At 48.5% G+C, this 19,227-nt stretch carries 17 protein-coding genes and 1 riboswitch; of the genes, 13 read left to right on the forward strand and 4 right to left on the reverse strand.

Translation table 11 applies throughout. The features are described 5' to 3' along the window. The 4 genes from L9W92_RS17075 to L9W92_RS17090 all read right to left on the reverse strand — a co-directional run. The coding region (locus L9W92_RS17075; protein WP_282442401.1) for an ATP-binding cassette domain-containing protein at positions 1 to 202 on the reverse strand (202 nt) is incomplete at its 3' end. Positions 203 to 332: 130 nt separating this feature from the next. Then, positions 333 to 1,832 (reverse strand): HlyD family secretion protein, encoded by a 1,500-nt coding sequence (locus tag L9W92_RS17080; protein WP_240084950.1) that lies wholly within the window; start codon positions 1,830 to 1,832, stop codon positions 333 to 335. A gap of 21 nt (positions 1,833 to 1,853) precedes the next feature. Further along, positions 1,854 to 3,371, reverse strand: coding sequence for a sensor histidine kinase (locus L9W92_RS19230; RefSeq protein WP_240084951.1), 1,518 nt, complete (start codon positions 3,369 to 3,371; stop codon positions 1,854 to 1,856). Continuing rightward, complete coding sequence (locus L9W92_RS17090) at positions 3,361 to 4,038, reverse strand: response regulator transcription factor (RefSeq protein ID WP_240084952.1); 678 nt, start codon at positions 4,036 to 4,038, stop codon at positions 3,361 to 3,363. Before L9W92_RS17090 ends, L9W92_RS19230 begins: the two co-directional genes overlap by 11 nt. Positions 4,039 to 4,462: 424 nt before the next feature. After that, positions 4,463 to 4,637: riboswitch (cyclic di-AMP (ydaO/yuaA leader) on the forward strand. 12 nt (positions 4,638 to 4,649) lie between these two features. On the opposite strand from L9W92_RS17090, the gene L9W92_RS17095 reads away from it, so the two are divergent. From L9W92_RS17095 to L9W92_RS17155, 13 genes are all read left to right on the forward strand, one after another. Continuing rightward, positions 4,650 to 5,303: a CAP domain-containing protein gene (locus tag L9W92_RS17095; RefSeq protein ID WP_240084953.1), complete on the forward strand. Its 654-nt coding sequence runs from the start codon at positions 4,650 to 4,652 to the stop codon at positions 5,301 to 5,303. Between the two features lie 339 nt (positions 5,304 to 5,642). Continuing rightward, positions 5,643 to 6,479 carry an ATP-dependent Clp protease proteolytic subunit gene (locus L9W92_RS17100; RefSeq protein ID WP_240084954.1) on the forward strand — a complete coding sequence of 279 codons (837 nt, stop codon included), beginning with the start codon at positions 5,643 to 5,645 and terminating at the stop codon, positions 6,477 to 6,479. Further along, positions 6,476 to 6,688, forward strand: a complete 213-nt coding sequence (locus tag L9W92_RS17105) for a YlzJ-like family protein (RefSeq protein ID WP_240084955.1) — start codon at positions 6,476 to 6,478, stop codon at positions 6,686 to 6,688. Before L9W92_RS17100 ends, L9W92_RS17105 begins: the two co-directional genes overlap by 4 nt. Positions 6,689 to 6,825: 137 nt before the next feature. Beyond that, on the forward strand, positions 6,826 to 7,620 hold the full coding sequence (locus L9W92_RS17110) for an undecaprenyl-diphosphate phosphatase (protein WP_240084956.1): 795 nt from the start codon (positions 6,826 to 6,828) through the stop codon (positions 7,618 to 7,620). A 120-nt stretch (positions 7,621 to 7,740) separates the two neighbouring features. Beyond that, the gene (locus tag L9W92_RS17115) at positions 7,741 to 9,981 is read left to right on the forward strand and encodes an FtsK/SpoIIIE family DNA translocase (protein WP_240084957.1); all 2,241 of its coding nucleotides are present in this window, start codon (positions 7,741 to 7,743) and stop codon (positions 9,979 to 9,981) included. A 94-nt stretch (positions 9,982 to 10,075) separates the two neighbouring features. Next, positions 10,076 to 11,131: a tRNA 2-selenouridine(34) synthase MnmH gene (gene mnmH, locus L9W92_RS17120; protein WP_240084958.1), complete on the forward strand. Its 1,056-nt coding sequence runs from the start codon at positions 10,076 to 10,078 to the stop codon at positions 11,129 to 11,131. Positions 11,132 to 11,178: 47 nt separating this feature from the next. Beyond that, entirely contained in the window at positions 11,179 to 11,928 is a 750-nt protein-coding gene (locus L9W92_RS19235) for a helix-turn-helix domain-containing protein (protein ID WP_240084959.1), read from the forward strand. 99 nt (positions 11,929 to 12,027) lie between these two features. Further along, positions 12,028 to 13,155, forward strand: a complete 1,128-nt coding sequence (locus tag L9W92_RS17130; RefSeq protein WP_240084960.1) for an NAD(P)/FAD-dependent oxidoreductase — start codon at positions 12,028 to 12,030, stop codon at positions 13,153 to 13,155. 359 nt (positions 13,156 to 13,514) lie between these two features. Beyond that, positions 13,515 to 14,927 carry an ammonium transporter gene (locus L9W92_RS17135; RefSeq protein WP_240084961.1) on the forward strand — a complete coding sequence of 471 codons (1,413 nt, stop codon included), beginning with the start codon at positions 13,515 to 13,517 and terminating at the stop codon, positions 14,925 to 14,927. A gap of 64 nt (positions 14,928 to 14,991) precedes the next feature. Beyond that, the gene (locus L9W92_RS17140) at positions 14,992 to 15,330 is read left to right on the forward strand and encodes a P-II family nitrogen regulator (protein ID WP_240084962.1); all 339 of its coding nucleotides are present in this window, start codon (positions 14,992 to 14,994) and stop codon (positions 15,328 to 15,330) included. 129 nt (positions 15,331 to 15,459) lie between these two features. Beyond that, on the forward strand, positions 15,460 to 16,695 hold the full coding sequence (locus L9W92_RS17145; RefSeq protein ID WP_240084963.1) for an EAL domain-containing protein: 1,236 nt from the start codon (positions 15,460 to 15,462) through the stop codon (positions 16,693 to 16,695). A 385-nt stretch (positions 16,696 to 17,080) separates the two neighbouring features. Next, positions 17,081 to 18,493 (forward strand): ammonium transporter, encoded by a 1,413-nt coding sequence (locus L9W92_RS17150; RefSeq protein ID WP_240084964.1) that lies wholly within the window; start codon positions 17,081 to 17,083, stop codon positions 18,491 to 18,493. Between the two features lie 64 nt (positions 18,494 to 18,557). Then, positions 18,558 to 18,896 carry a P-II family nitrogen regulator gene (locus L9W92_RS17155; RefSeq protein WP_240084965.1) on the forward strand — a complete coding sequence of 113 codons (339 nt, stop codon included), beginning with the start codon at positions 18,558 to 18,560 and terminating at the stop codon, positions 18,894 to 18,896. The last annotated feature ends 331 nt before the right edge of the window (positions 18,897 to 19,227 follow it).

Here is a 19,227-nt window from a genome sequence, read left to right on the forward strand (position 1 = left end):
AGTAGGCGCCTTCGGTTGGTTTGTCCAGACAGCCGATAATATTCAGCAAGGTGCTTTTGCCGGAGCCGGAGGAGCCCATAATCGCCACCATTTCTCCCTGGGTGACGGTCAGGTCGATGCCTCTTAAGGCGTTAACTTTGGATTCTCCCATGTCATATACTTTCTTTATGTTTTCAAGCTTGAGCACTATCTTTTCCTGCATGTGGCATCACCTACGGATAAATTATTGTAAACTGCTCAGGAGTCAGAACAAGAAAAAGCTTATCGTCCCGAAATATTCTCAAATTCTGACTACTGATTATTGACTCCTGAATTCTGAATACCTGTATTTATCAGTTTCCTGGTGGCGGTCCTCCTCCACCACCTCCTCCCATCATCGGCATGCTGTTGCTTTTGGTGTTGGTGGTTGTGGTAGTTGTGGTTGCAGTGTCGCTCAAAGAGCCGATTACCACCGTTTCGCCTTCGTTTAAGCCACTCACAACCTCGTAATTTTTCAAGTCTGACAGGCCCAATACAACCCGTTTCGGCGCGGGACTGCCGGAGTTGTTCATAACAAGAACCACGCTCTGCTGTTCCTGGTAACTTGTTGTTGTACTTGGGGTCTCCGTTTTATTGTTATCTGCCTGGCTGTTTTCTTGCTTGCCGCTGCTGACGTTTCCGTTTTCCGCAGAGTTTGCCGGGATGGTTTGCTTTATTTTATTCAAGTAACTCGTGGCATAGGTAACGGCTCCCTTGGGAATAGTGAGTGTATTTTCATGCCGTTCGACGATAATGTTAGCATTGACGGGCATGCCTGCTTTCAACTCTTTGTAGTTTTCGTCCAGTTGTACGTATACATCGTAGAGTTGAACATTGGAAACAGTAGTTGCCTGGGGAGCAATGCTGCTTACTTTGCCGGTAAATGTTTTGTCAGCATAGGAATTTACTGTGAATTCAACCTTCTGACCGACTGCGGCTTTGCCGATGTCGGCCTCGTTGACCTGGGTTTCTAACTGCAGTGCTTCCGAGATAACGGTAGCGAACCCGCCGCCGGTGGTGCTGTTGTTGTTGGCGGTGGCGCGCTGGCCGACCGCGCCGTTGATCTCGCTGACAATACCATCAATTGAACAGTACATTTTGGCCCCCGCCAGGCTGTTTTGCGCCTGTTTTAACTTTGCGTTGCTGCTTTCCACATCAGCGGCCGCCGCTTCAATGTCTTCCACGCGATTGCCGGCTTGCAGCGATTTTAAGGACTGCTTGGCTTGTGCCAATTTGCCTTCCGCATTGATGTATTCCAAATTGACGCTGTCAAAGTCGGACTTGGCTATCGCTCCATTTTCATAAAGCTGCTGATAGCGCTCCAGGTTGGATTTTGCCAGGTCATAGCTTCCCTGGGCTATTTGCACGTCGGTTGCGGCTTGCTCCAAATCTTCCTGGGTGGAACCGTTTTGCAGGAGCTGCAGTTTGGCAGTGGTTCCTTTCAGGCTGGCTGAGGCTTGAATGACATCAGCCTCCAGGTTGTCGGTGACCTGTTCGGCTATCAGCTGGCCATTGGTTACGTGCTCACCTACTTTAACATAAATATTTTTAATTATTTCAGAGTTTTCAAAACTTAAGGTAACCGTGCTTACCGGTTCGATTGTCCCGGTGGCTGAAATAGTGCTGGTGACCGTGCTTTTTTTAACGGTATCGGTTAAGTAATTTTCAGAGGCTTTTCCCCGGTTGCCTACAGCAAAATACCCTGTCAGCGTAACTAAAGCGATTGCAATAATACTAAAAAGCAATTTTTTTCTTTTTATGACTCCGGTCAGATAGCCAAGTCCATTAACAATAATCTTCGGTTTATAACTCAAGTGGTTTTCCTCCTCAGGTGATCATTTTAAGGACCGTGTTAAACTTAGACGAAACGTTGTGCCGGCGGGGCTCGTACGCAAGAGCACCAAATCTCCGCCATGGGCGTGAGCCAGCAAGCGGCTGATCGTTAAGCCGAGGCCCAACCCGCGGCCTATTGCCTGCCGGGCGCTGCCGCGGTAAAACCGCTCAAAGATAAAGGGCTGATCGGTTGCTTCAATGCCTTTCCCATTGTCTTCAATGTCAACCATGATCCGGTGATCATGTATCTGAAATGTTATTCTGAGCAAAGTTGCGGCAGCTTTTTTACTGTTGTCGAATAGGTTTAGGAACATTTGGCGGAGCCTTCCCGCGTCTCCGTTGAGCCAAACAGGTTCAGCCGGCAGGGCTGCGTCGAACCGGATATTGGAGAATTCAGGAAGCACACTCAATTGATGGATCACCTCACTTATCAGGCTTGATAAATTAACGGGCTCTCCCTTAATGGGTGCCGCGCCTGCTTCAAACGAAGAAAAATCAAGTAGTTCTTCAACCATTTGCTGGAGCCGTTTGGCTTCATTCCAGGAAATTTGCAGAAATTCTTCCGCTTTCGCACCGGTTACTATTTTATTATGTACTGCCTGGATCATCCCCCGGATTGAAGTAATGGGTGTGCGCAGTTCGTGCGACACGCCTGCCAGCAGGACCGACCGAAGCTGTTCAAGTTGTTTCAGCTGAGCGGCCATATAGCGAAATGATTCGATTAATTGCTGCAGTTCCCGCTCTTTTACCTCCTGGGGCAGGACAGGGTCATACTTGCCTTCAGCTATGGACTGCGCGGCTGCGGCCACTTCCCGGAGCGGGTGGATTAACCTCCGGGATAGAAAGTACAGGACGAGCCAGCCGGCCAGTGTAATAATGCCGGTAAGCAGGGCTAATAAACCATAAGGGCCGCGGATTTGATTATCCACGGGCATGCTGATATAAAGCGCTTTGCAAATTGTTCCGTCTTGATAAACGGGCACACCGATACGCAGCCAGGTTTGAGAAGCGACATTAACTTGATCGCGGACATTCTCCCCGGCGAGGACATTCTGGTATGAAGGTGGAACAGCAAACAACGCGGAAGTATCAATAGCCTCATTTTCGTATTTTTTAATTATTTTGATGTTTCCCGCTGTATCTACCGTGTGCACTACATCTGGAATAGGTGGCCTTGGTTCGTGCAGCCCCGCCTCCATTTCCAGTCTATTGGAAGAATCGTCTTCTTTTATATCTGCTTCTGGAAAGAGATGCTTTGGTTCGTGCGGCCTCTCTTCCATTTGCCGCAGCCGATTAGAAAATTCGCTTTCTTCCGGCGCTTGGCCGTTTAAATCGACTAATTGCTCGGCGCGTAATTCAAGCATGTCGTAGATGTGGTCGTATGTGCTGATTCGTATCCAAATTCCCGCGGCCACTGCGAGGAGCAAGAGAGAACCCAGCAATACCAGTACGTAGCGGCGTGTCCAGTAGGTCAGCATTGATACGGTATTTGTTGTATAATCGTTCTGCTTACTTGACACGCAGTAAATACCCCTTTCCCCGTATTGTTGCTATCTCCCCTTCCTGCGCCGGCCATTCCTGCAATGACTGCCGGATGCGTTTGATCGACACGTCCACGGCACGGTCTCCCCCGTCGTAATCCATTCCCCAGACGTGGTCCAGCAATTGATCCCGGGAGAACACCTGGTTTGGGTGGCGGACCAGGAAAGTTAAAAGTTCCCAATGACGCGGCGCGAGCAAAATCGTTTTTCCCTTAACAGTTACTTCACGGGAGGTAAAATTTACCACCAGGGTTCCGAACTGCACCAGTTCAGGCTCAACCAGATGAACCGGCCGCCGCAGCACTGCTTTAACCCGCGCTACTACTTCATCCGGATCAAAAGGCTTTGGTATGTAATCATCGGCGCCTTGATTGAACCCATGCAGACGGTCCTCGACAGCGCCGCGCGCCGTCACCATAATTACAGGGCAACTGCTTATTTGTCGAATTCCATCCAGCACAGTCCACCCGTCTTTCCCGGGCAGCATCAAATCCAGCAGAACCAAGGCGGGATTGACTTCGGGAAAGATAGATAATGCTTCTTCCCCGCTTGAGGCAACAGGTACCTGAAAACCGGCATGTTCCAGATAAGTTTTGAGCAACAGGGCTATTGAACGATCGTCTTCCACAACCATTACTGTTTGCATAGGCCACCTCTCCATTAATACTGAATTAATACTGAACAGGGAGTGAACTCGTTTAGCTTCCGTCAGACTTCGGGCTTACCGGGGGTAACCCCACTTATAGCAGCGGAGGTTTATGGAATCTAGCTAAATTAAGATTACTATGTTTTTTGTAATTATTTTACGACTTGAATGTGTCGGGAAAATGTCGAGATGACAATTGGGATAATTGAATTTGTAATTAAGCGGCTGTTTAAATAGTTCTTCTTGTTGTCACATAAAGTAGCGCCTGGAATAAAGAACCGGGGGATGTTTTACCATGCTTATATGATTCAAAAATTACATTATTTTTTCTAAGTTATCTTATAATCTTTATGATAAATGCTTATCTACGTTGCAAAGGGGGTTTTGCACAAAAGTACTAATAAGGATATGATTGTCCAATAAATAATAGTTCGTGCCAAATCTCAGAAAATTTATCACACTGGGAGCGGGGGAACCAAACACAATGGGGTGAATCCCGGAATAGTCACAAGAAAGGAGGAAAACGTGACTTGATTTCGGATAGGGTATCTTTTACCGAACCCGTCAGCTAACCTCGCAGGCGCAAAAAGAAAGGGGAAATATCTTTGTCAATGATTAAAAACACAAAAATGATTACGAAGCTGTTCGCATGTACTTTCACGATCGCTTTGGCGTTGTTTATGTTTAACAGCCCAAAAGCAGAAGCCGCCACAGGCTTTTACATGAATAACTTCAATAACTTCCCGGGCTTTAATCAAATATACAGTCAGAAAGCTAACCCAATTCAACAAATAAAACCGAATCCGACACCTGCTGCACGGCCAAATTCGACTCCGATTACAACTCCGGCTCCCGCAGCATCGGCGCCTGTTTCCACATCCGGATTAACCGCCGAAGAGCAGCAAATGGTTAACCTTGTCAATCAAGAAAGGGCAAAAACTAATTTGCAGCCGCTCACAGTAGACATGAGACTGGTAAACGTGGCCCGTATGAAATCACAAGATATGATCGACAACAATTACTTCAGTCATCAGTCGCCAACTTATGGTTCACCGTTTGATATGATGAAATCACAGGGTATCTCTTTTAGCTATGCCGGTGAAAACATCGCGGCAAATCAATCCGTCGGAGCGGCCCATACGGCGTTAATGAACTCATCCGGCCACAGGGCAAACATTCTGAATTCCAATTATGAACACATAGGGGTAGGTATTGCCCATGGCGGTCCTTATGGAATGATGTTCACGCAGGAATTTACCAACTAATAAGTTATTTAGATATAACGGAACCAGGAAGAAGAGCAGGGACTTCACGAGCGTACGCGAAGTCCCTTTTTATATTTTCCACTATATAAAAAGCGTTCCACAATATCCTGCTGCTAAAATGTCTGAAGTAATTAAATGAATATACTTTTTGTGATATATTTGCAGGTAAGAAATATTCAAGCTGATTGTAACGGGGGGATAACAATGGCTATTGAACTATTGCAGTTGCGGTAATCGCTTGTCCAAAATTATAGAATTTATGTTGGTTACTTTTCCTTTTTCCAAAGCATACTAAGAGATGAACTAGAGTAATCCCTAAGTATTGGGAGGAGTGAAAAAATGACCATTGCCGGTAATAAACTAGATTCCGAAATAATACCCGCTGATCCTGGTGCGCCTGAGCCCGATCCGGATATCGCGCCGGAGCCTGAAAGAAGGGACGAGCCTGAAAAGGAGCCGAAGCCTGGCAAGAGAGTGGCCGGCCAAACCAAAGGCGCGCTGGAGTCGGTTAAGGAAATGGGCTCAACGCCAATGCCCGAAGTAAAGAGCAACATTCACTGCCTGACGATAGTAGGTCAGATTGAAGGGCATTTGGTGCTTCCGCCACAGAACAAGACCACAAAATACGAGCATATGATTCCGCAGCTGGTGGCTTTGGAACAAGCCCCCGAGGTCAAGGGTGTTTTAATTGTGCTGAATACTGTGGGAGGAGATGTGGAGGCCGGCCTGGCTATCGCGGAAATTATTGCCAGCATGTCCAAACCGTCCGTGTCTATTGTTCTGGGAGGTGGACATTCAATCGGCGTGCCAGTTGCAGTATCATGTACGCACAGTTTTATCGCTCCAACGGCAAGCATGACCATACACCCGATCCGGCTGAACGGTTTGGTAATCGGCGTTCCCCAGACTTATGAGTATCTGGATAAGATGCAGGACCGGGTGGTGCGGTTCGTTACGGAGCATTCGCACATAACGGAAGAGAAATTCCGTGAATTAATGTTCCGCACCGGGGAACTGGCCAGAGATATCGGGACGGTGCTAATCGGCAAGGAGGCGGTGGATATCGGCCTGATCAACGAGGTGGGGGGTATCGGTGACGCTGTGAAAAAGCTGAACGCTATGATCGAGACTGATGAAAACGATGAAAAAACGAAAAGAGAGGCGCCGTTACAATGATTTTATATACTCCGATGCAGCTGGAATTGGTTTTGGAGGGTTTTGACAGGGAAAAATATCCGGAGTACCAGGAAATTAATTACGACGGTGTTTCAATGGTGGTTGAAAATACAAGCAACGGAAAAAAAAGGATAGTAAAGCTTTTAAGCACAAACCCCTATGATTATTTGAAAACAAATCTACAGCCCGGCAGCTTAATTGATTGTTAATCCCAAAAAAGGTTTTTGCGGACAAAATATGCTGTGTTATAATGACCCTGGTAACCGGCTTTTAATGAAAGGTACACGGTGTTTTTTTGCGGCTGACTGCCGTGTGCCGTGGCGGCCGTATACCGGGGGGGCTTTTATTGACTGTTTTACAGGCTCTGGTGCTGGGGATAGTACAGGGGCTCGGAGAATTTCTTCCCATATCAAGTTCTGCGCATTTGGTTCTCGTGCCCTGGGTTTTCAAGTGGCAGGATCCCGGTCTCTCGTTTGATGTGGCGCTGCATATGGGTACTTTGGTGGCAGTGGTCGCTTTTTTTTGGAGGGACTGGGCAAGGTTGATCACCAATGGCTTACTGCGCAAACCTACCAGGGACGGATCTTTGTTCTGGTATCTGGTAATTGCCACAGTGCCCGGCGCTTTATCCGGTTTTTTTCTGGAGAAACAGGCGGAAACCGTTTTTCGAAATCCTGTGCTGATTGGGATAATGCTCATTGTCATGGGTATTGCTTTATACTGGGTTGACCGGAAAGCGGCAAGAAGGAAGCAGCTCTACGGGATCAGTCTGGCGGACAGTTTGTTTATCGGTTTTTTGCAGGCTCTGGCGATTATTCCCGGAGTATCCCGTTCAGGTATAACCATGACCGCCGGACGTTTCCGGGGGTTGACCCGTGAAACGGCGGCGAGATTTTCATTTTTGTTGTCAACGCCGATTATTTTCGGAGCGGGCGTGGCAAAATTGGATGAATTGTCGGCCGGGGATTTGAACGCGGCTTTTATTACCGGCGTAGTATCCTCAGCCGTGGTAGGCTTTATGTCAATTGGCTTTTTGCTGAGGTATTTGACTGAGCGCAGCTTCGTGGTTTTCGTATGGTACCGTTTTGTTGTGGGGATTGCGGTCATAACCCTGGCCTTGGTGCGTACTGCCGGGGTATAAAACTCAGAAAAATTCTGTTTTATTCAAAAGGCCCTTGTTTTCATGATTTAGGGCTTTTTTTTATGAATTTCAGGGACTTTTGGGGGCACCTATGGTAATATTATTTTAGGAGGGCAAATCATGGCAAATCAAGGCCAACTGAAGGAAGAACTGAAATACGAAATATCCGGGGTTATTTTGGTCGCGCTGGGTATTCTCTGTATTGTCAGCCTTCTGTCCCAGTCTTCCGGCCTGGTAAGTGATTTCGCGGTGCGGATTTTAAGGAGCATTGCCGGGGAAGGGTGTTACTTTTTCCCATTCTTGCTGGTTCTGGCCGGGGGCAGGCTGGTGCGCCGGCGAAGCCAGCCCGTGGTTTCCCCGAGGATGTACGGGGTATTGCTGATCTATCTTACCGCGTTGACCTTTTTCCACTTGATTATTCCCCTGGAAGATTCCTTTAACGCGGGGGTCGCCGGAGACGGGGGAGGATTGCTCGGAGCTCTTCTCAGTTACTTGTTCAGAAAGTCCTTCGGCATAGTGGGCACTTATATTATACTGGTTACAGCGGGGCTAATCGCGTTATTGCTGTTGACGAACCTTTCCATCTTGTCAATGGCCCAGACGTTTTTAGCCAAAATGAAGGAGGGTTCCCGAAAAGGTTTCCGGGGACTGGTAGACTACCTCTTTACGGAAGTTGAGGAGGACGGGGATGAGCAGGAGCATAATGAAAAGGAACCTCAACCGCCGCCGTTAACACCTGTTATTATTGATCAGGGTGAGCGCGTGACAATACCGGAATCCCCGGCTGTTTCCGAACAATCTGTTGAGGGACAAGCGAAGAATAAGAAACAACAGGCGGCGTCGAAAAACACTGCCGGCATGCCGGAACCCGCTGAAGACGGCCTGGACGACGGGCCGGGTATAACGTTGGAAGCCGCGCCGGGCAATACGTCCTACCGGTTGCCCCCGTTGTCAATTCTATCAAGGCCGTTCAGGCTGAAAAATACCCGGTTGAGTAAGGATATAAACGATAATATACGCAAGCTGGAAGAAACCCTGGAGAGCTTCGGGATTAAGGCCAGAGTAATTCAAGTTTCGCGGGGTCCGGCCATTACCCGCTACGAAATCCAGCCGCCTTCCGGCGTCAAAGTCAGCCGGATTGTCAGCTTGGCCGACGATATCGCTCTGAGCATGGCGGCGCCGGGCGTGCGGATAGAGGCGCCCATACCCGGTAAAGCAGCTGTCGGCATAGAAATACCAAATAAGGAAACCTCCATGGTTCACTTGCGGGACCTGCTGGAAACGCAGGAGTTCGTTCAGGGCGCTTCAAAACTGACAATATCGTTGGGCAAAGACATTGCCGGCAATCCGGTTGTCGCGGATTTGGCCAAAATGCCTCACTTGCTGATTGCCGGCGCCACCGGTTCCGGTAAAAGCGTCTGTATCAACACGCTGATTGTCAGCATACTCTTTAAGGCAACACCTGAAGAAGTAAAATTCCTGATGATCGATCCGAAGATGGTGGAGCTTGCCATGTATAACGGGATACCACATTTAGTGTCACCCGTGGTTATTGAGCCGAAAAAAGCAGCCACCTCTTTGAGGTGGGCCGTCAGGGAAATGGAACAACGCTATGAGTTGTTCGCGGCGGCGGGGGTGCGGGACATTACCCGCTACAACAAGTTGTGTGAAAGAAATGATCAGGATAACAAAAAGCTTCCATTACCTTTAATAGTCGTGATTATTGACGAGCTGTCCGACCTGATGATGGTTGCGCCGGCGGATGTGGAGGACGCTGTCTGCCGGTTGGCGCAAATGGCCCGGGCTGCCGGCATGCACCTGCTGGTTGCCACCCAGCGGCCGTCTGTGGACGTAATTACCGGCCTGATCAAGGCGAACATCCCTTCCCGCATTTCCTTCGCGGTATCCTCTCAAATTGACTCACGCACAATTTTGGATATGTCCGGGGCGGAAAAGCTGCTCGGCAAGGGGGACATGCTCTTTTTCCCGGTTGGCGCCTCAAAGCCTTTGCGCGTGCAGGGCGCTTATCTGTCTGACCGTGAGGTTGAGAATCTGGTAAATTACCTGAAAAAACAAGCTGAACCGGTATACAATGATAAGATTTTACATGAAGAGCCGGTGAAAGAAGCTATTCCCGAATTCGAAGACGAACTTTTGCCCCAGGCAGTGCAAATTCTTATTGAAAGCGGCCACGCTTCCATCTCGCTGCTGCAAAGAAGGCTGCACATCGGTTATGCCAGGGCGGCCAGATTGATTGATATGATGGAGAAGAAGGGGATAGTCGGCGGTTACGAAGGAAGCAAGCCCAGGGCTATTCTGATGACTTTAGAGCAATATAACCAGTTGTTTAAGAATAATTAGAAATTGACGCGTTTCGTTGACAGTTTCCACACCTTGTGTTATATATTTGGGGTAAAAGGAGACGATATAATCAAGCTGGCTTGGAGCAAATCAGGTGTATAAGAATATTGCAGTTGAAGCAGCGCTTGCACTGGATGAAGCGCTGCTGGTAGATGTGCGTTCAGAGAATGAATACTTGACAGACACTATGCCGGGTGCCGTTAACATACCTTTGTTAAATAATGGCGAACGGGCGGCGGTGGGGTTGGCCTACCACAAATATGGCCCGGAGCAAGCCGTCAAAATGGGTTTGCATTTGGTTTCGCCGAAGCTCGGTGAGAAGCTGTCCGCAGTGGACAGGATGGCCTGCGGCAGGAAAATTGCGGTATTTTGCTGGCGGGGTGGGCTGCGCAGCGAATTGATGGCCTTGCTTTTTGACACTGCGGGCTATCAGGTTTACCGTGTTGCCGGTGGTTATAAAGCTTATCGCCGGTATGTGAACGAATATCTGGGGCAGCAAAAAATACCTTTGAAAGCCGTCGTCCTGCACGGCTTGACCGGTGTGGGAAAAACGGACGTCCTGCTTCGTCTGGCCCAATTAGGGGTGCCTGTGCTGGACCTGGAAGGCCTGGCCCGGCATCGCGGCTCGGTCTACGGCAAGATTGGCCTGCCCCCTTCCCCGTCTCAGAAGGCTTTTGAAGGCCATATTGTGCAGTTGTTAAAAAAAGCCTGCAACAGGGGGTTCTTTGTGGTCGAGTGTGAGAGCCGCCGGGTGGGCAACCTGATTGTACCGCCCCTGGTGATGGAATTTATTCATCACGGCGAAAGGGTTCTAGTGTATACCTCCTTGGAGAACAGGGTGAAAAGAATCCGGGAAGTATACGCCGGCGGGCCGGGCTCAAAGGTAATCGAATTGCAGAAGGCCACCTCGTCTCTGGTGAAAAAGCTGGGACAGGCCCGGGTGGAAGAATTAAACGGGTTGCTGGCGGGAAATAATTTCGACCAGGTTATTTCTTACATGTTGAAATGTCATTACGACCCGTTATACAATTACCCGGATAGTCCAGGCGCCGGCTTCGATTTATGCGTGGATACCGGCGATATGGAAAACGCGGTTAAAGTTGTTTACGAGTTTGTGACAGGCTTGCCGTTGCCTGATTTGCGGCAGTAGCTTCTTGGCGCGGCGGGCAAACAGTTTAGTGGGGAGGTGCACAGCTTGTGGAAATAGGGAAAAGGCTTAAAGAAGCCAGGGAAGAAAAGGGCTTAACCCTGGAGGCTGTTGAGGAAGAAACCAAGATACGCCGCAAGTATCTTCGCGCTTTGGAAGAAGAGCAGTTTCAAGTTCTCCCCGGGCCGGTATATGCAAAAGCTTTTTTGAAAACTTACACGAGATTTCTGGGAATCGACGCGGGAGATGTTTTTGCGAATTATAGCGATTTCTTTACTGAAGCCCCTGCTGAAGCGCCGGAACATATTTTTGAAGAGGAAAAAAAAGCCAGAGTTCCCCGAAAACCCCGTTCCCGTCTTTATTTAACGGTAGCAGCCGTTATTGTTTGCGTGGCTGTTCTGGGTTTATATTTCAATAGTGCAAAAGGCAAGGGCGGCACGCCGGTCGACAACCCGTCAGCTTACAACCCGGAGAATCCCGCCATAAGCGGACAAACGGAGCCTCCGGTTCAGCCACCGCCGGTTGAGCCACAGCAACCGGCCGATTCCTCCGTGGTTAAACTTGACCTCAATGTCAAGAACAGTGACTGCTGGATGAGTGTTACCGTGGATGGCAAGCAGGCCTTTGTGGGTACCTTGATCCCCGGCCAGTCGAAGCACTTTGAAGGTACAGATAAAATTAAGATTACTCTCGGCAACGCCGGGGCGGTGGAAGCCTCGTTAAACGGTCAGAATCTCGGTTTGATGGGTAAATCCGGAGATGTGGTAAACCGTGAATTCAAGGTGCAGCCAAGCGGGTAAAATCAAGGAGTCAGGAGACAGGAGTCAGAATGAAAATATCCTAGCAATATTGTAACCGACTAACTAATTTTTTTCTAATAATTAAAAGGTTAAGGGTAAATGGGTGAAATAGCGGATATAACGATTATTGGAGCCGGGGTTGTCGGGGCGGCTGTCGCGGCCGGGGTGGCCCAAAAAAACCGGCAGGTTTATGTTATTGAAAAAAATGAATCTTTCGGGATGGAGACCAGCAGCAGGAACAGCCAGGTTATCCACGCGGGTCTGTATTACCCGGAAAATTCTTTGAAAGCAAAAACCTGTGTGGCGGGGAACACCCTCCTATATGAGCTTTGCCGGCGCTATGCGATAGGGCATAGAAACACCGGCAAGATTATTGTGGCGGCGGACTCGTCCGAGTGTGAAGCGCTGGAAGATTTATTGCATAAGGGCAGGAAAAATGGCGTGGAGGGTTTGCGGCTGCTGTCACGGCGCGAACTGCGCTCCTTGGAGCCTGATGTCGCCGGTGTGGCCGCCCTTTTCTCATCGTCAACGGGCATATTAAATGTGCATGAATTGATTAAAATGTTTTTGAGTCAGGCAAAAGATGAGGGGGCACAGGTAGTTTACAAGTCTGAAGTAACCGGCGTTGAGAGAAAAAACGATCTCTATCAAATTGAAGTTGATAGTGCCGGGGAAAAGTTTATATTTGAAACGCGGGTTGTGATCAACAGCGCCGGGTTGCATGCGGATAAGGTAGCCCGCATGGCTGGTATCGACCCCGGCGGGGCTGGTTATACCTTGTATTACTGCAAAGGTGAATACTACAGTGTTTCATGGGGAAAAAGCGGGTTAATCAACAGGCTGGTATACCCGGTGCCGCCGGCCGAACTGACCGGCGTCGGAGTGCACGTAACCCTTGATCTGGACGGCAGGATACGACTCGGCCCGAGCGCGCAATACATAGAAGAGATCGATTATCGCATAGACGACTCGAACAAGCGGCGATTTTACGAGGAAGCTAAAAAACTGCTTCCGTTTCTGGACTATGATGATATAGAGCCGGAAATGGCGGGCATAAGACCTAAGCTGCAGAAGCCGGGTGAAGGGCCAAAAGACTTTGTCGTCAGGCACGAGGCGGACCGTGGCTTACCCGGGTTGATCAATCTGATCGGTATTGAATCGCCGGGAATAACCGCTTCTCCGGCAATCGCCGAAATAGTGAGAGATATGGTAACTGAGATACTATAAACCGGTATACAATATTATTGCATATTATTGGGCAAAACTTATTGACAAGTAAAATGAATTAAACTAGAATACCTATAGTAATAGATAGTAATTGATACGAAGCGGTATCAAACCGGCGAAGACGCTTTTTGGGAGTAAATTCCTGAAAAGCTTTTTTGTTTGGGTTATAAAGGTGTAACTTGATCGGGCAGCGACGCTCTTGCACAGGGGATCAACATCCTGCGTTAAGAGCGTTTTCTGTTATAAGGGGACCTGAAGACAAGCGCAAGCTCCCGAAATGAGGCGCCAAGTCCGGGACTGCGCTCATCAAACGGTTCTCCGTGATGCTCAATGGAACAAGTATTGGGGAGGTTGGAAAAATGACAAAAGTGTACTCGCGTCTTGTAATGATACTTACAACAATTTTCACCGTCATCCCGGCCTTAGCCTGGGCCGATGATGAAACTGCGGAAGCTGTTGTGGAAAATACCATCAGCGCCGGCGATACTTCATTTGTATTAATCGCAGCCGCTCTGGTCATGCTGATGACCCTGCCCGGCCTGGCTTTGTTTTACGGGGGTTTGTCCCGCAAGAAGAATGTGCTCAGCACGATCATGTACAGTTTTTTTGCAATGATAGTAATCAGTATTCAGTGGGCGCTTTACGGTTACAGCCTGTCTTTCGGACCGGATGTGCATCATATCATCGGCAGCCTTGACTGGATTGGTTTAAAAAATGTCGGACTTGACCCGAACCCGGATTACTCAGCGACGATACCACACAATGCTTTCATGGTCTTTCAAATGATGTTTGCAGTCATAACTCCCGCGCTGATTTCAGGTGCTTTCGCGGAAAGAATGCGCTTCCCGGCTTTTCTGGCTTTCCTGGTTCTCTGGGCGACTTTCATTTACGACCCGGTGGCGCACTGGGTGTGGGGGGTAAACGGCTGGCTGCGCAATCTCGGCGCTTTAGATTTCGCGGGTGGTACCGTAGTCCATATCATTTCCGGTGTTTCCGGTTTGGTCGCCTGTATAGTCCTGGGCAAGCGCAAGGGGCACGGCAGTGTGCCGATGCTCCCGCACAGCCTGCCATTCACGGTAATGGGCGCCGCCCTGCTGTGGTTCGGCTGGTTCGGCTTTAACGCCGGCAGCGCCCTGGGCGCCAACGGCCTGGCCGCAAGCGCCTTCGTAGCGACCCACCTGGCCACGGCGGCGGCGGCACTGTCCTGGGTAGTTACCGAGTGGATCCACCATGGCAAGCCAACCACTCTCGGCGCGGCTTCCGGTGCGGTAGCCGGTCTGGTGGCCATTACTCCCGCCTGCGGTTTTGTGGAGCCGATGTCAGCCATTATCATTGGACTGATAGCCGGTGCGGCCTGCTACCTGGCGGTGGGCGTGCTCAAAGCGAAGCTCCGCTACGACGACTCGCTGGACGCCTTCGGCGTGCATGGTGTCGGCGGCACCTGGGGCGCCCTGGCGACCGGTTTGTTCGCCACCACGGCGGTCAACCCGGCCGGCAGTGACGGTCTCTTTTACGGCAACCCCGAGCAGGTGGTCATCCAGTTAATTGCAATAGCTTCAAGCTGGGCTGTGGCGATAGTCGGCACTTATATCATCCTGAAGGTTGTAAACGTGTTTATCAAGCTGCGGGCGACGGATGAAGAACAGGAATCCGGTTTGGATATTACCCAGCATGGAGAGGATGCCTACACCGATTTTGTTCTCTCAGCATCCATGAACTCCGGATTTTCCGGGTTGAAGGAATCCTCAACAGTTGTAAAGCCCATGATGTAACCGGTGCGGGCAGCGGACAGCAAACCAGTTTCCGCCGTAAAAAACTAAGAAGGAGGAAAAAAACTTGACCAAGATAGAATGTATCCTTCGTCCGGGTAAACTTGAGGACGTCAAAGAAGCCGTAAACAAATACGGCATTCACGGGATGACCGTGACCCAGGTGATCGGCTGCGGGCTTCAGAAAGGGCGCACCGAAGTATACCGCGGCGCCGAATACAGCATTAATCTGCTGCCGAAAATTAAGCTGGAGATGGTCATTCCCGATGAAGATGTAGCTGAAGTATTAAAGATTATCACGAATGTCGCCCGTACCGGTGAGATCGGGGACGGCAAGATTTTCACGTATAAGATTGATAACGCGATTCGCATCAGAACCGGCGAAAAAGGTGACGAAGCTATTTAGTCAATAACTTAAGTCGATGTTTAAAAGTTTTACGGTGAAAGGACGCCTGGTATTCGACGGAACAGGTGTCCTTTTACCTTTAAGCCGCACATATATTTGAATATGACCAAATAAGAGGCAGGTGAGATTTTGGATAAAGGTATAATTAATATAAGTAATATTATAAATAATGAAAATATCCTTATATATTTTCAACCTATTATATCCGTTAAGAAAAGATCAATAATTGGCTTTGAAGCCCTATGCAGAGGATTAAATACCAGAACCAAAAAAATTATATCTCCAGATATCTTGTTCGAATTTGCCAGACACGAAAATATAAATGTAGACTTAGACAGGCTGTGCAGAAAAAAAGCTTTGGAATTCTACAGATCTACTTATTCCGAAAAAAATAATTATATTTTATTTCTGAACATAGATACCTCAATAATAGATAATGGGGTTGTCGGCTCAGGATATTTGTTAAACCAAGTTAATAATTTAGGTGTAGATTCAAATAATATAGTTATAGAAATTGTTGAATCTAAAGTTCAGGATATCAAATCTCTGGACAATTTTATAAATTTCTATAAAGAGAGAGGTTTTCTAACAGCACTGGATGATATCGGCTCCGGTTATTCCAATCTGGACAGAGTGGCCCTTGTTAAACCTGATATATTGAAAGTAGATAAAGGAATTATCAGTAATATTGACAAATTATTTTACAAACAAGAAATATTTAAATCGCTTGTTAACCTCTCAAAAAAAATAGGTGCTCTCGTTGTGGCGGAGGGTGTGGAAAGGGAGGAAGAAGCTATAGTGACGCTTGAGCTTGGCGCGGATATGCTTCAGGGATTTTACTTTTCAGAACCGCGAGATAATACGTCCGATATGGCGGAAAAAACTGAAAAGAACATTTTTCATATTGCCAATAAGTTCAATAATTATATGACTAATAAGATTAAAGCAACTAAATTGATGCATAAAGAATATAATGCAGTTTTAAGCAGTATTATCTACGAACTATCTAATGTAACATTTGAGTACTTCGATCACATGATCAGTGAAATAATTCAAAAATACACGATAATAGAATGCATTTATATTATCAATGAAGACGGCATTCAAGTCACTGAAACATTTTGCAATCAGGTCAAAATAATGAAAAACGGCAAAATTTATGGACCGGCTAAAAAGGGAACAGGCCATTCATTAAAGGATTACTATTATTATCTGATAAGTACCGGCTCAAAAAGATTTACAACCGATCCATATGTTTCTTTAGCATCAGGTAATCTGTGCATTACAATATCTTCACAGTTTAAGGATGTCAACAGTAACCGTTTCATCTTGTGCATAGATATCAGGCAGGATGCCAGGCAGTAGCGCGCTCCCGTTAACTGTAATCGCCATTTGACAAGCTTATGTATACACTATTTTTTTGCAAAACTTATTGACAAGTAAAATGAATTAAACTAGAATACCTATAGTTGATAGATAGTAATTGATACGAAGCAGTATCAAACCGGCGAAGACGCTTTTTGGGAATAGATTCCCGAAAAGCTTTTTTGTTTGGGTTATAAAGATGTAACTTGATCGGGCAGCGACGCTCTTGCACAGGGAATCAACATCCTGCGCTAAGAGCGTTTTCTGTTATAAGGGGACCTGAAGACAAGCGCAAGCTCCCGAAATGAGGCGCCAAGTCCGGGACTGCGCTCATCGAGCGGTTCTCCGTAATGCTCAATGGAACAAGTATTGGGAGGTTGGAAAAATGACAAAAGTGTACCCGCGTCTTGTAATGATACTTACAACAATTTTCACCGTCATCCCGGCCTTAGCCTGGGCCGATGATGAAGCTGCGGAAGCTGTTGTGGAAAATACCATCAGCGCCGGCGATACTTCATTTGTATTAATCGCAGCCGCTCTGGTCATGCTGATGACCCTGCCCGGCCTGGCTTTGTTTTACGGGGGTTTGTCCCGCAAGAAGAATGTGCTCAGCACGATCATGTACAGTTTTTTTGCAATGATAATAATCAGTATTCAGTGGGCGCTTTACGGTTACAGCCTGTCTTTCGGGCCGGATGTGCATCATATCATCGGCAGCCTTGACTGGCTTGGTTTAAAAAATGTCGGACTTGACCCGAACCCGGATTACTCAGCGACGATACCACACAATGCTTTCATGGTCTTTCAAATGATGTTTGCAGTGATAACTCCCGCGCTGATTTCAGGCGCTTTTGCGGAAAGAATGCGCTTCCCGGCCTTTCTGGCTTTCCTGGTTCTCTGGGCGACTTTCATTTACGACCCGGTAGCGCACTGGGTATGGGGGGTAAACGGCTGGCTGCGCAATCTCGGCGCTTTAGACTTCGCGGGTGGTACCGTAGTCCATATCATTTCCGGTGTTTCCGGTTTGGTTGCCTGCATAGTCCTGGGCAGGCGCAAGGGGCACGGCAGTGTGCCGATGCTCCCGCACAGCCTGCCATTCACGGTAATGGGCGCCGCCCTGCTGTGGTTCGGCTGGTTCGGCTTTAACGCCGGCAGCGCCCTGGGTGCCAACGGCCTGGCCGCAAGCGCCTTCGTAGCGACCCACCTGGCCACGGCGGCAGCGGCACTGTCCTGGGTAGTTACCGAGTGGATCCACCATGGCAAGCCAACCACTCTCGGCGCGGCTTCCGGTGCGGTAGCCGGTCTGGTGGCCATTACTCCCGCCTGCGGTTTTGTGGAGCCGATGTCAGCCATCATCATCGGACTGATAGCCGGTGCGGCCTGCTACCTGGCGGTGGGCGTGCTCAAGGCGAAGCTCCGCTACGACGACTCGCTGGACGCCTTCGGCGTGCACGGTGTCGGCGGCACCTGGGGCGCCCTGGCGACCGGTTTGTTCGCCACCACGGCGGTCAACCCGGCCGGCAGTGACGGTCTCTTTTACGGCAACCCCGAGCAGGTGGTTATCCAGTTAATTGCAATAGCTTCAAGCTGGGCTGTGGCGATAGTCGGCACTTATATCATCCTGAAGGTTGTAAACGTGTTTATCAAGCTGCGGGCGACGGATGAAGAACAGGAATCCGGTTTGGATATTACCCAGCATGGAGAGGATGCCTACACCGATTTTGTTCTCTCAGCATCCATGAGCTCCGGATTTTCCGGGTTGAAGGAATCCTCAACAGTTGTAAAGCCCGTGATGTAACCGGTGCGGGCAGCGGACAGCAAACCAGTTTCCGCCGTAAAAAACTAAGAAGGAGGAAAAAAACTTGACCAAGATAGAATGTATCCTTCGTCCGGGTAAACTTGAGGACGTCAAAGAAGCCGTAAACAAATACGGCATTCACGGGATGACCGTGACCCAGGTGATCGGCTGCGGGCTTCAGAAAGGGCGCACCGAAGTATACCGCGGCGCCGAATACAGCATTAATCTGCTGCCGAAAATTAAGCTGGAGATGGTCATTCCCGATGAAGATGTAGCTGAAATATTAAAGATTATCACGAATGTCGCCCGTACCGGTGAGATCGGGGACGGCAAGATTTTCACGTATAAGATTGATAACGCGATTCGCATCAGAACCGGCGAAAAAGGTGACGAAGCTATTTAGTCAATAAGACTGCTTGAATTATGTTGAAAAATTGCTTAGCAACGGAGCGGCAGGTTTCAACGTTGTAATAGTAAGATAAGAATATCTAAAACAGTGTGTGTTTATTTACACGGCAGTGATAAAAAATTGGCAAGGACGCCTGTTCCCTTTAGAGGAGGGCGTCCTTTTTTATTGCCAAAAACAAGTGAAAAAAACAAGTGAATTAGGAGCATTCCTGTAATTATTGAAAACGGCCTTTGAAAAAAGAGACGCCCATCAATACAATGGTAATGTGCTGATCCCGACAAGAAAGGCACAAAACCAGATTGAGGAGGCGCCTCTATATGAAGCG

Source organism: Pelotomaculum terephthalicicum JT (genome assembly GCF_022410535.1).
Taxonomy (GTDB): Bacteria; Bacillota; Desulfotomaculia; order Desulfotomaculales; family Pelotomaculaceae; genus Pelotomaculum_D; species Pelotomaculum_D terephthalicicum.